At 74.2% G+C, this 14,148-nt stretch carries 16 protein-coding genes; 8 read left to right on the top strand and 8 right to left on the bottom strand.

Going from position 1 to position 14,148, the window contains the following annotated elements; translation table 11 throughout:
• Positions 1 to 88: 88 nt before the first annotated feature.
• Positions 89 to 892, bottom strand: coding sequence for a nucleotidyltransferase domain-containing protein (locus AB0A94_RS11355; protein WP_361742302.1), 804 nt, complete (start codon positions 890 to 892; stop codon positions 89 to 91).
• A 38-nt stretch (positions 893 to 930) separates the two neighbouring features.
• The gene (locus tag AB0A94_RS11360; RefSeq protein WP_361742305.1) at positions 931 to 1,467 is read right to left on the bottom strand and encodes an isochorismatase family cysteine hydrolase; all 537 of its coding nucleotides are present in this window, start codon (positions 1,465 to 1,467) and stop codon (positions 931 to 933) included.
• A gap of 190 nt (positions 1,468 to 1,657) precedes the next feature.
• On the opposite strand from AB0A94_RS11360, the gene AB0A94_RS11365 reads away from it, so the two are divergent.
• Together AB0A94_RS11365 and AB0A94_RS11370 are read left to right on the top strand one after the other, a co-directional pair.
• Positions 1,658 to 2,080, top strand: coding sequence for a pyridoxamine 5'-phosphate oxidase family protein (locus tag AB0A94_RS11365; protein WP_361742308.1), 423 nt, complete (start codon positions 1,658 to 1,660; stop codon positions 2,078 to 2,080).
• Positions 2,081 to 2,213: 133 nt separating this feature from the next.
• The gene (locus AB0A94_RS11370) at positions 2,214 to 2,660 is read left to right on the top strand and encodes a type II toxin-antitoxin system PemK/MazF family toxin (protein WP_361742311.1); all 447 of its coding nucleotides are present in this window, start codon (positions 2,214 to 2,216) and stop codon (positions 2,658 to 2,660) included.
• Here the strand turns inward: AB0A94_RS11370 and AB0A94_RS11375 are convergent.
• A complete protein-coding gene (locus AB0A94_RS11375; RefSeq protein ID WP_361742314.1) occupies positions 2,614 to 3,489 on the bottom strand; it encodes a TIGR02452 family protein in 876 nt (291 codons plus the stop codon). The genes AB0A94_RS11370 and AB0A94_RS11375 overlap by 47 nt on opposite strands.
• A gap of 301 nt (positions 3,490 to 3,790) precedes the next feature.
• Between AB0A94_RS11375 and egtA the strand changes: the two genes are divergently transcribed.
• The 4 genes from egtA to egtD are packed head-to-tail and all read left to right on the top strand — an operon-like array spanning position 3,791 to position 8,188.
• Positions 3,791 to 5,113: an ergothioneine biosynthesis glutamate--cysteine ligase EgtA gene (gene egtA / locus AB0A94_RS11380; RefSeq protein WP_361742317.1), complete on the top strand. Its 1,323-nt coding sequence runs from the start codon at positions 3,791 to 3,793 to the stop codon at positions 5,111 to 5,113.
• Complete coding sequence (gene egtB, locus AB0A94_RS11385; protein WP_361742320.1) at positions 5,110 to 6,426, top strand: ergothioneine biosynthesis protein EgtB; 1,317 nt, start codon at positions 5,110 to 5,112, stop codon at positions 6,424 to 6,426. The genes egtA and egtB overlap by 4 nt, the downstream gene beginning before the upstream one ends.
• Positions 6,426 to 7,229 (top strand): ergothioneine biosynthesis protein EgtC, encoded by an 804-nt coding sequence (gene egtC, locus AB0A94_RS11390; protein WP_361742323.1) that lies wholly within the window; start codon positions 6,426 to 6,428, stop codon positions 7,227 to 7,229. The genes egtB and egtC overlap by 1 nt, the downstream gene beginning before the upstream one ends.
• Positions 7,226 to 8,188 (top strand): L-histidine N(alpha)-methyltransferase, encoded by a 963-nt coding sequence (egtD, locus tag AB0A94_RS11395; RefSeq protein WP_361742326.1) that lies wholly within the window; start codon positions 7,226 to 7,228, stop codon positions 8,186 to 8,188. Before egtC ends, egtD begins: the two co-directional genes overlap by 4 nt.
• A 32-nt stretch (positions 8,189 to 8,220) precedes the next feature.
• Here the strand turns inward: egtD and AB0A94_RS11400 are convergent, their stop codons facing one another.
• The gene (locus AB0A94_RS11400) at positions 8,221 to 9,471 is read right to left on the bottom strand and encodes an extracellular solute-binding protein (protein ID WP_361742329.1); all 1,251 of its coding nucleotides are present in this window, start codon (positions 9,469 to 9,471) and stop codon (positions 8,221 to 8,223) included.
• A 186-nt stretch (positions 9,472 to 9,657) separates the two neighbouring features.
• Here AB0A94_RS11400 and AB0A94_RS11405 point away from each other — a divergent pair, with 186 nt between their 5' ends.
• Positions 9,658 to 9,873, top strand: coding sequence for a dodecin (locus AB0A94_RS11405; protein ID WP_217134430.1), 216 nt, complete (start codon positions 9,658 to 9,660; stop codon positions 9,871 to 9,873).
• A gap of 24 nt (positions 9,874 to 9,897) precedes the next feature.
• Here AB0A94_RS11405 and AB0A94_RS11410 read toward each other — a convergent pair whose 3' ends face one another.
• Positions 9,898 to 10,389, bottom strand: a complete 492-nt coding sequence (locus tag AB0A94_RS11410; RefSeq protein WP_361742332.1) for a hypothetical protein — start codon at positions 10,387 to 10,389, stop codon at positions 9,898 to 9,900.
• Between the two features lie 61 nt (positions 10,390 to 10,450).
• Between AB0A94_RS11410 and AB0A94_RS11415 the strand changes: the two genes are divergently transcribed.
• The gene (locus tag AB0A94_RS11415) at positions 10,451 to 11,473 is read left to right on the top strand and encodes an LLM class flavin-dependent oxidoreductase (protein ID WP_361742334.1); all 1,023 of its coding nucleotides are present in this window, start codon (positions 10,451 to 10,453) and stop codon (positions 11,471 to 11,473) included.
• 29 nt (positions 11,474 to 11,502) lie between these two features.
• Here the strand turns inward: AB0A94_RS11415 and AB0A94_RS11420 are convergent, their stop codons facing one another.
• The 3 genes from AB0A94_RS11420 to AB0A94_RS11430 all read right to left on the bottom strand — a co-directional run bounded on the left by AB0A94_RS11420 (position 11,503) and on the right by AB0A94_RS11430 (position 14,115).
• The gene (locus AB0A94_RS11420; protein ID WP_361742337.1) at positions 11,503 to 12,441 is read right to left on the bottom strand and encodes a PRC and DUF2382 domain-containing protein; all 939 of its coding nucleotides are present in this window, start codon (positions 12,439 to 12,441) and stop codon (positions 11,503 to 11,505) included.
• A 103-nt stretch (positions 12,442 to 12,544) separates the two neighbouring features.
• Entirely contained in the window at positions 12,545 to 13,345 is an 801-nt protein-coding gene (locus AB0A94_RS11425; protein ID WP_361742340.1) for a lysophospholipid acyltransferase family protein, read from the bottom strand.
• Positions 13,345 to 14,115 (bottom strand): GNAT family N-acyltransferase, encoded by a 771-nt coding sequence (locus AB0A94_RS11430; RefSeq protein WP_361742343.1) that lies wholly within the window; start codon positions 14,113 to 14,115, stop codon positions 13,345 to 13,347. The genes AB0A94_RS11425 and AB0A94_RS11430 overlap by 1 nt, the downstream gene beginning before the upstream one ends.
• Positions 14,116 to 14,148: the final 33 nt, after the last annotated feature.

Below are 14,148 nucleotides of genomic sequence, written 5' to 3' on the forward strand. Positions count from 1 at the left end.
CGACACGCGATGCCGCGCCGAGGAGCCTAGACGGCGGAGCCGACGGCTGTCGAGCCGTGGGCCGGGGACGGCGGCACGCAGGCGCGTGTCAGGCCGGGGCGTCGTGCCCGCCCTCGGCCGCGGCGGCCTCGTCCACGCGGACGGCCACCCAGGCCAGGAAGTCCCCGACCGCCGCACCGGGCAGCGCGAGCGCGGACTCACGGGGGCGTTCGAAGCTGCGCAGCGCGTCCGTGACCAGTGGCCGGAAGTCCGCCTCCGAGGCGGCGACGATCCCGGCCGCCTCGCGCTTGGCGAACCAGCGGCCGGTGCGGCACCACACCACGGAGCGGCAGCCGTTGAGCACCCGGTTGTCGGCCGCGTGCCCCTCGCCCTCGGCGTGTTCCCGCACGGAGGCGCGGAGCGCGGTGAGCACGGCGGCCCGCTCCGGTGCGGCGATCACGTCCCGTACCGGCCCGCCGAACAGCGGGAGGCCGGCCTGGTGGGCGAGGGAACGGTCGAGGACGTACCAGAAGGCGGGCGCCTCCCCGGGGTCGTGACTGACCCGTTCGGGCAGGGACGGTCCGGTGTTGAGGTCCATGAGGTACCCCGCCCCGCCGGACGGGCGGCCGGCGAGATCGGCCGGGTACACGACCAGTTCCAGTCCGGCCGCGGGACAGGGCAGGGCGGGGTGCGCCAGCGCCCCGGCCAGTTCGGACAGGGCGCGCCGGGGAAGCGAACGGTCCACCACGACGGTCACGTCGACGTCGCTGCGTCCGTGCCGGTAGTCGCCGAGCGCGAGGGAGCCGACGGCGAGGACGCTCACCAGGTGGGGGCCGCAGACGGCGCGCGTGCGGCGGACCAGTTCGTCGAGGTAGGGGCGGACCTCGCGGGGCGGGACGGGGGTACGGCTCATGGGACCGCTGCCGGCCCGTGGATCCGCGTCGCGGGGCGTCAGTTCCACAGTTCGTCGCTGTCGCACACCCGCGCGCCCATGTTGCGTTCCATCATCCGCAGGGCGGCGTCCGCGAGGTCGGCGTGGATGTGGGCGACGGCGTCACGGGGGACGGTCACGTCGAAGTGGCGGATGTGCGCGTCGAGCGACGAGTACAGGACGCACTGCTCCGTGACCTGACCGCACAGCACGAGCCGGTCGATGCCCTGCTGGTTGAGCAGATAGCCCAGGGGCGTCTCGAAGAAGATCGAGTGCCGTGCCTTGACGACGAAGAGGGAGGAGTCGTCCGGCAGCAGCGGTTTCACGAGGCGCGCGTGCGGTCCCGACAGGGCCTTGTCGAGCAGCTCGCCGTGGTGGGAGCGCCACTCGCCGAAGTTGTCGTTGACGTAGATCACCGGCACGTCCCGGCGCCGCGCCCGCTCCAGCAGGGTGGCGACGACCGGTACGACCGACTCGGCGGACGGGATCAGATGCTCGGCGTCCACATGGTCGTAGGTGTTGATCATGTCGATGACGATCAGCGCGGTCTTGCCCATGCCCCCCGGGTTCCACCCGCGAAGGAAGTCAGACATGTCTGCTCGCGCGCACGGCCGTGACGGCCGGCGGCGGAGGCGTGCGACAGCCGCCCCACGAGGAGCCGTCCGCGGAGAGCCGCCGTCGGCGCCGGACCGTCATCAGGGCCGTCCGGCCCTGGCCCGGCAGGGGTCCGGCGCCGACGATGGAGGAATGATCCACAGCGAGGGCTTCCGGCCGTTGGACCGCCAGGAGTGTCTGCGCCTGCTGGCCGGGGTGCCGGTCGGTCGCGTCGTCTACACCCGGCGGGCGCTGCCCGCGGTCCTGCCCGTCAACTTCTCCCTGGACACCGATTCCTCCGTGGTGCTGTGCACCTCCGCCGCGTCCGATCTGGTGCGGGCGGTGGACGGCGTCGTGGTCGCCTTCGAGGCCGACGACTTCGACGCCGGGAGACGGTCCGGCTGGAGCGTGGTGGTCACGGGCCGGGCCGCCGTGGTGACCGGCCCGGCCGAGCACGAACGCCTGCTGCGGACCGGTCCCCGCTCGTGGATGCCGACGCACGACGGGGTGTTCGTCCGGATCGAGGCCGGGATGGTCACGGGCCGGGAACTCACGGGGCTGTCCGGGCCCGGCTGAACCGGTGGACGCCTCGCTTTCGAAGACGCCCGCATGACGTCGGCGCCGTGCGCCGGGCGCGGCGCACGGCGAGCCGCCGCCGGTGTCACCGGCCGCGCGCGAGGCGCCTTCCGGGGTGCCGTACGGTACGCCTGTGACCGCCTTCCGCCCTGAGAACGCCCCGGGCCGCCACGGCCCTTCCGCCACCGTCGAGGCCGCGCCCCGTGAGGTGGGCCGGGTGCGCACCGAGTACTCGCCCGCGCACGACGGCGACCCCGACCCCGGGGAGATCGTCTGGACCTGGGTGCCCTACGAGGAGAACGACGGCCGGGGCAAGGACCGTCCGGTGCTCGTCGTCGCCCGGGAGGCGGCCGGGAGTTTCCTCGCCGTGCAGCTGTCGAGCAGGCGGCACGACGGCGACCGGGAGTGGGTGCCGATCGGCAGCGGGCCGTGGGACCGGTCGGGCCGCGACTCGTGGGTCGACGTGGAGCGGGTGCTGCGGCTGCACGAGGAGGGCATGCGCCGGGAGGCGTGCGCGCTGGACCGGATGCGGTTCAACCTCGTGCGTCAGCGGCTGCGGGAGCGGTACGGCTGGAGCTGACGTCCGCCGCCCCGGGCAGCAGGTCCGCGAAGGCCCGCTCGAACGCGGCGCGGACCGCGCTGTCGCGGGTGCGGTCCAGGATGCCGAAGACCACGTGGGCGAAGGCGCCCGCGAAGCGCCCTCCCGGCTCCAGGTGCGAGCGGAACGCCGCCGCCACCTGGGCGGGGTCGTTGCGGAACACCCCGCAGCCCCAGGCGCCCAGCGCGAGCCGCCGGTAGCCGTGGGCGGCCGCGGTCTCCAGGACCCGCCCGGCCCGTACCACCAGGGCGTGCGGCACCTCGTCCGCCCGCTCCGGCGCCGTGCGCAGGATCACTCCCGCGTTGGGCGCGGGCGAGGTGAGGAAACCGGCCGTGAACGGCTCGTCCAGGAGGCGTCCGCGGTCGTCGCGGAAGACCGGCACGGCGGGTGAGTGGATCACGCGGTCCGTGTAGAACGGGTCGCGGTGGGCGCGGTGGTGGTCGTAGAAGCCCGGGGCCCGCAGCAGGCAGGTGTACAGCGCGGAGGCGCGGCACAGGGCCTCCTCCTGGGCCTGGGCGCCGTTGAGGTATCCGCCGCCCGGATTGCGGGCGGAGGCGAAGTTCAGTACGGCCACGTGGTCCGCGAGCCGCCGGGCGGCCTCCAGGCTGCTCTCGCCGGTGACCTCGAACCGGGTCCCGGCCGGACGGAACGCCGGGACCGGGACCGGCTGCGGCCCGTACGTCCGCGTTCCGCGGGCCGCGGCCTCGACCGCCGCCGCGACGGACACCTCGTGGCCGCCGGGTGCGCGGTAGGCGCCCGCCGCCACGATCTGTTCGGTCTCGCGGGCGATACCGCGCAGGCGCGCGCTCACGGCGCCACCCCCGTAGCCGCCGTGACCACGCGCCGCGCGGTCTCGCTCGTCGTGCTCATGCAGGCATCCTGAGCGATGCTGGTGATGCGCCGCAACGGGGTTTCCGCCTCCCCGAAAGGCCCGGGAAACGGGTGGAAAACCGCCCGGGAACAGGCCGGACGAAAGGATGACCGAACCGGAACGCCCCGCCAGGCGCTCTTGTGCCCGCCGACGCGAAGGTTTTGGGTGGACGGGTTGGTGCCGGCCGGGACCGTTGCCGTTCCGGGCCGGTGACATGGCGGAATCTCAGGAGGATCCCTGCATGTCCGATTCGGCAGGCGGCTGTCCCGAGCCGCGCAGCGCCGTCACGGAAGCCGAGGTGGAAGCCCTGGTGCGGGGCATCTGCTTCAAGACCGGACCGCCGCGCCTCCTCGGCGTCGAGGTGGAATGGCTCGTCCACGAGCTGCGGGACCCGCGGCTCCCCGTGTCACCCGAACGACTCGAAGCGGCCTACGCCGCTCTGCGGACCGTGCCCCTGAGGTCGGCGCTCACCGTCGAGCCCGGCGGCCAGCTGGAGCTGAGCTCGCCGCCCGCCGCCTCCCTGATGGAGTGCGTCGACACCGTCTCCGCCGACCTCGACGCCGTCCGCGCGGTCCTGCGCGAGGACGGTCTGGTCCTCGTCGGCCTCGGTCACGACCCCTGGCACGCCCCCCGCCGGTTCCTGCGCGAACCGCGTTACGACGCCATGGAGGCCTGTCTCGACCGCACCGGCCCCGCCGGCCGGGCCATGATGTGCACCTCCGCCTCCGTGCAGGTGTGCGTGGACGCCGGGTACGAGGAGCCCGGCCCGCTCGGCCACGTACGGCGCTGGTGGCTGGCGCACCAGCTGGGCGCGGTCCTGGTCGCGGTGTTCGCCAACTCCCCGATCGCCGGTGACCGGCCGACCGGCTGGCTGTCCACACGGCAGCTGCGCTGGGCGCAGATCGGCACCGGCCGGGCGGGCGCCCCCGTGCTGGACGCCGACCCGCGCGGCGCCTGGGCCCGGCACGTCCTGGACTCGCCCGTGATGTGCGTGCGGGACGACGGCGGACCGTGGGACGTGCCCCGGGGGCTCACCTTCCGGGAGTGGACCAGGTCCGGCACGCCCAGACCGCCGACCCTGGACGACCTCGACTACCACGCCACGACCCTGTTCCCGCCGGTGCGGCCGCGCGGCCACCTGGAACTGCGCATGATCGACGCGCAGCCCGGCGACGACGGCTGGATCGTGCCGCTGGCCGTGGTCGCGGCGCTGTTCGACGACCCGGAGGCCACCGAGACCGCCTACCGGGCGGTGAAGCCGCTGGCCGAGCGGACCCACGGCATGCCCGCGCCGCACAATCCGCTCTGGCGGGACGCGGCCCGCGGCGGACCGGCCGACCCGGAGCTGCGCGAAGTGGCCGCCACCTGCTTCGCGGCGGCGCTGCGCGCCCTGCCCCGGCTCGGCGCCACCACCGAGGTGGTCGACGCGGTCGGGACGTACCGGGACCGCTATGTCGCCCGGGGGCGCTGTCCGGCCGACGACCTGCTCGACGAGCTGTGCGCGACGGCCCGCGGCGCGCACCCCCGCCCCACGCACCCGCACGGGAAGGACACCTCCTCATGACCGACCCCGCCCTCGACGCCGAAGCCCTGCGCGAGCGCGCGGTCGCCTCGCTGATCACCGCACGGGACCGCACCACGCTGCTCACCAGCTGCGTCGACGGACCCGACCTGACCGCCCAGCACTCGCCGCTGATGTCCCCGCTGGTGTGGGACCTCGCCCACATCGGCAACCAGGAGGAGCAGTGGCTGCTGCGGGCCGTCGCCGGCCACGAGGCGATGCGGCCCGAGATCGACACCCTGTACGACGCCTTCGAGCACCCGCGCGCCGAACGTCCGAAGCTGCCGCTGCTGCCGCCGGAGGAGGCCCGCAGGTACGCGGCCGACGTGCGCGGCCGGGCGCTGGACGTGCTGGAGGCCGCCGCGTTCCACGGGACGCGGCTGACGGAGGCGGGCTTCGCCTTCGGGATGATCGCGCAGCACGAGCAGCAGCACGACGAGACCATGCTGATCACCCATCAGCTCCGGAAGGGACCGCGGGCGCTGACCGCCCCGGACCCGGAGCCGGTGCCCCTGTTCACGGGTCCGTCCGAAGTCCTCGTCCCGGGCGGCCCGTTCACCATGGGCACCTCGGACGAGCCGTGGGCGCTGGACAACGAACGGCCCGCGCACCGGCGCGAGGTGGCGTCCTTCCGCATCGACACCACCCCGGTGACGAACGCCGCCTACCAGGCGTTCATCGAGGACGGCGGCTACGACGAGCCCCGCTGGTGGACGGCCGAGGGCTGGGCCCACGTCCGCCGCAACTCCCTCGCCGCGCCGCTGTTCTGGCGCCGGGACGGCCGGCAGTGGCTGCGGCGCCGGTTCGGTGTCACCGAGGTGGTGCCGCCCGACGAGCCGGTGCTGCACGTGTGCTGGTACGAGGCCGACGCCTACGCCCGCTGGGCCGGGCGCCGGCTGCCCACCGAGGCCGAGTGGGAGAAGGCGGCGCGGTACGACCCGGCCGGCGGCCGTTCCATGCGCTACCCGTGGGGCGACGCCGATCCCGGACCCGAGCACGCCAACCTCGGCCAGCGGCATCTGCGTCCGGCGCCCGCCGGAAGCTACCCGGCCGGTGAGTCGCCGCTCGGCGTACGGCAGTTGATCGGTGACGTCTGGGAGTGGACCTCGAGCGACTTCCTGCCCTACCCGGGATTCAGGGCGTTCCCGTACAAGGAGTACTCGGAGGTGTTCTTCGGGCCGGAGCACAAGGTGCTGCGCGGCGGTTCGTTCGCCGTGGACCCGGTGGCCTGCCGGGGCACGTTCCGCAACTGGGACCTGCCGGTCCGGCGGCAGATCTTCTCCGGGTTCCGCACGGCGCGCTCGGAGGACGTCTGATGTGCCGTCACGTGGCGTACGTGGGGCCCGCGGAGCCGCTGGGCGAGCTGCTCGTGAAACCTCCGCACGGTCTGTACCGGCAGTCCTGGGCGCCCCGGCGGCAGCGGTACGGCACGGTCAACGCCGACGGTTTCGGCGTCGGCTGGTACGCGGAGGGCGATCCGGTTCCGGCCCGGTACCGGCGGGCCGGGCCGGTGTGGGCGGACCTGTCGTTCGCGGACCTCTCCCGTGTCGTACGGACCCGGGCGCTGCTCGCGGCCGTACGGGACGCGACCCTGTCGGGCGCGGACGCGGAGGCCGCGGCGGCGCCGTTCGCGGCCGGGACCTGGCTGTTCAGCCACAACGGGGCGGTGCCGGGCTGGCCGGGGTCGCTCGCGCCGCTGGTGGCGTCCCTGTCCGCCGGGGACGTGCTGTCGCTGGAGGCCCGCAACGACTCCGCGTTCGTGTGGGCCCTGGTGCTCGCCCGGCTGCGGGCCGGTGACGAGGAGGGGCAGGCGCTGGCCGACACGGTCCTGGAGGTCGCCGCGGCGGCCCCCGGGGCCCGGCTCAACCTGCTGCTCACAGGCGGCGACACCGTCACCGCGACCGCCTGGGGCGACACCCTGTGGTACCTGGCCCGGGCCGGTGGCGGCACCGTCGTGGCCTCCGAGCCCTACGACGACGATCCGCACTGGCGTGAGGTCCCCGACCGCACGCTGCTCGCGGCGAGCCGTACGGACGTCCTGCTGACCCCGCTCAAGGAGCCCGGCGACGCCCTGACGTCCGCCGTCGCACCCGCACCTCCGAGGGAGCCCCTTACGTGAGTCCGTTCCACCTCACCCGCACCCTGCCCGAGGACGCCACCGACGCCGCCCTGCGCGCCGACGTCCGCGAGGGCCTGACCGGCAGCCCCAGGACGCTGCCGCCCAAGTGGTTCTACGACGCCCGGGGCAGTGAGCTCTTCGAGGAGATCACCGAGCTGCCCGAGTACTACCCGACCCGCGCCGAACGCGAGATCCTGCTCGCCCGCGCCGGTGAGATCGCCGCGGCGTCCGGCGCCCGCACCCTGGTCGAACTGGGCTCCGGCTCCTCGGAGAAGACGCGGCACCTGATGGACGCCCTGACCGGGCTGCGCGCCTATGTCCCCGTCGACGTCAGCGAGAGCGCCCTCGCCCTGGCCGGGCGGGCGCTGGCCGCCGAGCGGCCGGGACTGGACGTGCACGCGCTGATCGCCGACTTCACCGCCCTGCCGGCCCTGCCCGGCACGCCGGGGCCGCGGCTGGTGGCGTTCCTCGGCGGCACCATCGGCAACCTGCTGCCGGCCGAGCGTGCCGCGTTCCTCGCCTCCGTCCGCGCCCTGCTCGCCCCGGGCGACGCCCTGCTGCTGGGCACGGACCTGGTGAAGGACGAGAAGGTGCTGGTCCGGGCGTACGACGACGCGGCCGGTGTGACGGCCGCGTTCAACAAGAACGTCCTGGCCGTCATCAACCGGGAGCTGGGCGCCGACTTCGATCCGGGCGCCTTCGACCATGTGGCGCTGTGGGACGCCGGGCACGAGTGGATCGAGATGCGGCTGCGCTCCCGCTGCGCGCAGACGGTGAAGATCCCCTCCCTGGGGCTCGCCGTGGACTTCGCGGCGGGCGAGGAGCTGCGCACCGAGGTGTCGGCGAAGTTCCGTCAGGAGGGGGTGCGTGCGGAACTGTCGTCCGCCGGCCTTGAGTTGGCCCGGTGGTGGACGGACGAGGAGGGGCGGTTCGCGCTGTCGCTGAGCGTCGCGCGCTGACGGGAGCGCCGCGTGCCGGCAACGGCGTCGCCCTAGTCGAAGGCCAGGGCGTCGGTGATGCGGCGCGCGGCGCGCCCGGCCTCGGTGGCCGGGTCGGCCCCGGTGAGCACCTTGGTCATGTACTCCTTGATCGGGTTGTCCGCCTCGACCGCGGCCCACCGGGGTGTGCCGGGGGTCGCCCGGCCCTGCGCGGCTCCGGCCGCCATGGCCGCGACCCCCTCCTCCCCCGCCACCGACTCGGCGAGTCCGGCCTTGTTGGGGACGTAGTTCATCGTGCGGGCCAGGTCGGTGTTCCACCGGGCGCCGGTGAGTGCGGCGACGACCTCGATGGCGCCTTCCCTGGTGTCGGTCTTGGCCGGGACCACGAGGTCGGAGCCGCCGGTGAAGACGGCGCCGGGCTTGCCGGCGGTCCGGCCGGGCACGGGGAAGTAGCCCAGCTCGTCCTCGAGTCGTGGGTTCTGCTTGAGGACGGCGCTCGCCATCCCCGGCACGGCCACGATCTGGGCGATCCTGCCCTCGGCGAACACGCCGGCCTGCGGCGGGTGTTCCTCGTCGGCGTCGACCGGTCCGTCGCCGAGCGCCTGGAGCCGGCGGTAGAAGTCCATGCCGCGCAGCGCCTCCGGGCTGTCCAGCGTGCCCCGCCAGAGGCCGTCCCGTTCCTTGGCGAGGTCTCCGCCCTCCTCCCAGATGAAGCCGGCGAGGGTGTACCAGTCCTGTCCGGCGAGGTAGATGCCCTGGTTGCCGCCGGTGTCGAGCTTCTCGGTGAGGGTGAGCCACTCGTCGCGGGTCTTCGGCGGGGCGGTGACGCCGGCCTGCCGGAAGAGGTCCTTGCGGTAGATGACGACGCGGTTGGCCGCGTACCAGGGGATGCCGTACTGCTGGGAGCCCCACCGGCCGGGTTCGGCGAGGCCGGGCAGCCAGTCGTCGCGGCCCCAGTCGCGCATGGACTCCAGGGTGAGGTCGAGCAGTCCGTCGCCCTCCGCGTACGTGGCGACCTGGGTGTTGCCGACCTCGATGACGTCGGGGCCGTCCTCCTCGTCCGCCGCCAGCGCCTTCTGCACCTTCTCGCCGATGCCGGTCCATTCCTGGATGCGGATGTCGAGGTCGAGTCCGGGGTGCTCGCGCTCGAACTCCTCGGTGAAGCGGTCCAGGTACTCCTGCGAGGCGCTGTGCCGCATCAACCACACGGTGACCGTGCTCCGTTCGGCGTCGCCGGGCATCAGTCCACAGCCGCTGAGCAGGGAGGCGGACGCACAGACAAGGGCGAGCAGACGGCGTTTCACGGGGGTCCTGTTTCTGTCTGACGGACAGGGCGGGGCCCGGCGTGGGGGGCGAGCGGAGCTCGGGCGGGCGCCCAGCATCTTGGTATGGACCAATGCGTAGGTCAAGGCCGTCCGGTGAACGGGGCCGACGCCTCGCGCTCCGCCGGGGTGTGGGGCACGGTGGAATGAGGCGAGAGGAGCAGTCGCATGTCGAATCACACCTACCGGGTCACGGAGATCGTCGGCACCTCGCCCGACGGCGTCGACCAGGCCGTACGCAACGGCATCGAACGCGCCTCGCGGACCCTGCGCAATCTGGACTGGTTCGAGGTGACCCAGGTGCGCGGCCAGATCGAGAACGGGCAGGTCGCGCACTGGCAGGTGGGGCTGAAGGTCGGCTTCCGACTGGAGGAGGCGGACTGAGCCGGGGCGGGACCGGGCCGCCGCTCAGGTACGTCCTTCCCGCTCCTGCGCGTCCCTCAGCTCCCCGGACGGGGCCGTCCAGCGGGCGAGGACGACGGTGAAGCCGGCCCGCCGGGCGTCCTGGCAGACCAGCTCGTCGTCGTCCACGAGCACGCGGACGTCCCGGGTGCGGGCGAGGCGGCGCAGGATCGCCAGCTTGGTGTGGCGGGCCGGCCGGCGGTCGGCGTCGCCGCGCATGTGCAGGTCCCCCTCGGGCAGTTCCTGGGCGGCGAGCCAGTCCAGCGTGGAGCGCCGGCAGCGCTCGGGCCGCCCGGTGAGGTAGACGATCTCGCACTCCCGCGCGCGCTCCCGGAGCAGTGCGACGCCCTCGGCGAGCGGCGGGTCCTGCGGCGCGGCGGCGAAGAAGGCGTCCCAGTCGCGCGGTCTGCGCTCCAGGAAGTGCTGCCGGTGCGCCGTGTCGGCGAGGGTGTTGTCGAGGTCGAACACGGCCAGCGGCCGCTCGTCGCGGTCGGTCACACCGCCCAGCCTAGACGCGGGGCGTGCGGAATCCTGGGGGCCACCGGGTGTTGAACCCGGTATGAGTTCCGTGATCCGCTCGGCCCGCTTCTCCGTCCTCGACCGCTCCCGCATCCGCGAGGGGCACACCGGCCCCGAGGCGCTGCGGGACACCGTCGGCCTGGCGCGGGAGGTGGAGCGGCTCGGCTACCACCGGTTCTGGGTCGCCGAACACCACGGGGTGCCGGGGGTCGCGGGTTCGGCGCCGACCGTGCTGGCCGCCGCCGTCGCCGGGGCGACCCGGACCATCCGCGTCGGCACCGGCGGGGTCATGCTGCCCAACCACCGGCCGCTGGTGGTGGCCGAGCAGTTCGGGGTGCTGGAATCGCTGTTCCCGGGCCGCGTCGACATGGGCCTGGGCCGATCGGTCGGCTTCACCGACGGGGTGCGCAGGGCGCTGGGGCGCGGCAAGGACGACGCGGAGGACTTCGCGGCCCAGCTCGACGAGCTGCTCGGCTGGTTCCGGGGCACCTCCCCCACCGGGGTGCACGCCCGACCCGCCGAGGGGCTGACCGTGCCGCCGTTCGTGCTCGCCATGGGCGAGGGCGCCGCGATCGCGGCCCGCGCGGGCCTGCCGATGGTCATCGGCGACCTCCGCGACCGGGACAGGATGCGGCGCGGCATCGACCACTACCGCGACCGGTTCCGCCCCTCCCCGTGGGCGAGCGAGCCGTACGTGGTCGTCTCCGGCACGGTCGCGGTGGCCGGCACCCCCGAGGAGGCCCGGCGGCTGCTGGTCCCGGAGGCCTGGTCGATGGCGTACTCCCGGACCCACGGCAGCTTTCCGCCGCTGCCGCCCGCCGAACGCGTCGAGGCGCTCTCCCTGAGCGCCAGGGAACGCGGTTTCTACGAGTCGGGGCTCAGCGGCCAGCTGGCCGGCACCGAGGACGAGGTGGCGCACCAACTGGAGGCGGTCCTGGAGGAGACGGGCGCGCAGGAGGTGCTCGTCACCACCAGCACCCACGACCGGGAGGCGCTGCTGGACTCCTACCGGCGGCTCGCCGCGATCGCCGGGCTGGACGGCGGCACGGCGACGCGCCGGTGAGACGACACCGGCGCGCGCTGGGGGCGGGGCTACTCGCGGCCTCGCCCGGGGACGTCACGGGCCCGGCGGCCGGACTCCTCGTCCAGCTCCGTCTCGGCCTCGATGCGCTCCTTGCGGACCTTGCCGCGGACGGTCTCCTCGGCGGTCTTCTCCTCCGTGGTCATCCGGACCCGCTCGACCGGCACCGCCTCGGTCTCCACGACCGGGCGCTCCTCGTACAGCGTGACCTCGTGCTCGTCCTCCTTGATGGCCGGGCCCGACATGGCCTCGCCGCGGTTGGCGTCCGTGATCGGTTCGCGCTCCACGCGGACCTCCTCGTGGCGCACCGGCACGGTCTGCTGGACCTCCTCCGTGACCACGTACTTGCGCAGCCTGGCCCGTCCGGCCTGATGCCGCTCGACGCCGACGTGCATCCGCTCCTCGGAGCGGGTCATGGCGTCGTCGTCGGGTCCCCGGGTCCGGGCCTCGCTCCGGCCGCCCGCGGTGCCCGCGGTTCCAGCCGTGCCCGGCGCCGTCCGGGAGGTGTCGCCCCGGCGGCCGGCCATGCCCGCCGCACCGGCGGCGCCCGCCGCACCGGCCGCTCCGGCCGTACCGGCCGTGCCCATGCCGGGAGACCGGTCGCCTTCGCCGGGCTCGGTCAGCACGGAGTCCCAGTCGATGCCGTAGTAGTCGTACAGACGGTGTTCCTCGTCCACCGACAGGTGGCCGCCCGCGTCGATGTCGACGTTGGGCGCGCCCTTGATCTTGTCCTTGCGGTAGGGGACCTCGAGGTGGTCCTTCACCAGGGCGGCGTCACGCATGGGGATGAACGACTCGCTGGAGCCGAACATGCCCGTTTTGACGGTCACCCACTCGGGGCGTCCGCTCGCGTCGTCGAGGAAGACGTGCTTCGCGTCGCCGACCTTGTTCCCGTCCCCGTCGTAGACGGGGTGATCCAGCAGGATCGAGATCTCTTCGCGGGTGATCATCTTCCATCACCCTCCTTTCGAAGGTCGCCTCTCACGGGGTGTCCCGGATCGCCCACTAAAAACGGCATAAAAGCGACAAATAATGCTTGATTTTCCGCAGTGCTCACTCGTGGTGACCTCCCGCGTGTCCCGCCACCTCCTCCGGCTGCGCCGCGTGCGCCAGGGCGCGGCGGTCGCTGTGACTCCCCGGCCGGACGGGGGCCCGCACCTCGACCTCGGCGACCACGCCACGGGCCGACGCCACGCGCCACAGTGAGGCGAGGAACGTGTCGTCGCCGACGAAGGCCGGTGCGGTGGCCGGGGTCCCGCACGCGCTCCGGTAGCTGATGCGCACCGGCTGTACCGGGACCCGGGCGTCCAGCGCCGCCTGGAAGACCGCGCGGCGGAAGTGCCCCCGGGCCCGGCCGCACCAGGTGCTGCCCTCCGGGAACGCCGCGACCGCCGCGCCGCCGCGCAGGATCCCGGCGAGCGCGGCGACCGTGTCCGGCAGGGCGCGCAGCCGGTCGCGGTCGATGAACAGCACGCCGCCGCGCGCCGCCAGCGCCCCGGCCACGGGCCAGCGCCGTATCTCGGTCTTGGCCAGCATCCGGGCCGGACGGACCGCCGCGAGCAGCGGCACGTCCAGCCAGGAGATGTGGTTGGCGACGAGCAGCAGTCCGCCCGTGGGCACGGCGGCCCCGTCGATACGGACCCGGACCCCGGCGGCCCGTACGATCCACCGGCACCACCGGCGCACCGCGCCGGCCGGGATCCGCCGCCCGAGCGGGAGCAGCGCGATCCCGGCGAGGACCAGCAGGCCCACCGCCGCCAGCCGCAGCACCGCCAGTGGTACGGCCGCCGCGGACGCCGTCGGTTCCACACAGCCCCGCGGGGTGCAGGGCGCGCTCGGCAGCCAGGCGCTCATCAGGCGGGGACGAGGGAGAGGAAGTGCCGCAGGTAGCGGGGGTTGACCCGGTTCATCGGCAGCAGCACGTAGAGGTCGGCGACACCGAAGTCCACGTCGTGCGCGGGCTCGCCGCAGACCCAGGCGCCGAGCCGGAGGTAGCCGCGCAGCAGGGCCGGCAGCTCGGAGGGCGCGGCGGGCGCCGAGGTGCTCGGCAGCCAGGGCAGCAGCGGGCGCACCCGGTACTCCTCGGGCGCGAGGTGCCCCGCCCGCACCCGGTTCCAGGTGGCGGAGGCGAGCGCGCCGCCGTCGGCCAGCGGGACGGAGCAGCAGCCGGCCAGCCAGGCGTGGCCGTGATCGGTCATGTAGCGGGCGATACCGGCCCAGATGAGTCCGATGACCGCGCCGTCGCGGTGGTCGGGGTGCACACAGGAGCGGCCGACCTCGACGAGTGACGGCCGTATCGCGTCGAGCCCCGACAGGTCGAACTCGGCCTCCGCGTACAGCCGCCCGGCGATCCCGGCGCGCTCCGGCGGCAGCAGCCGGTAGGTGCCGACGACCTGGCCGCTGACCTCCTCACGCACGAGCAGGTGGTCGCAGTAGGCGTCGAAGGGGTCGACGTCCAGCCCCGGCTGCGGGGTGGCCAGCAGGGCGCCCATCTCCCCCGCGAAGACGTCGTACCGCAGCCGCTGGGCGGCGCGCACGTCCTCCTCGTCGCGGGCGAGGGTGACGGTGTAGCGGGTGGGGGCGGCGGGCTGCGGGGGGTGGTCGACGGTCAGTACGCCGGTCATGGCTCTCTCCTGATCACGCGCCGGAGCGGGGTG

It is taken from the genome of Streptomyces sp. NPDC044984, assembly GCF_040646935.1.
GTDB lineage: Bacteria > Actinomycetota > Actinomycetes > Streptomycetales > Streptomycetaceae > Streptomyces.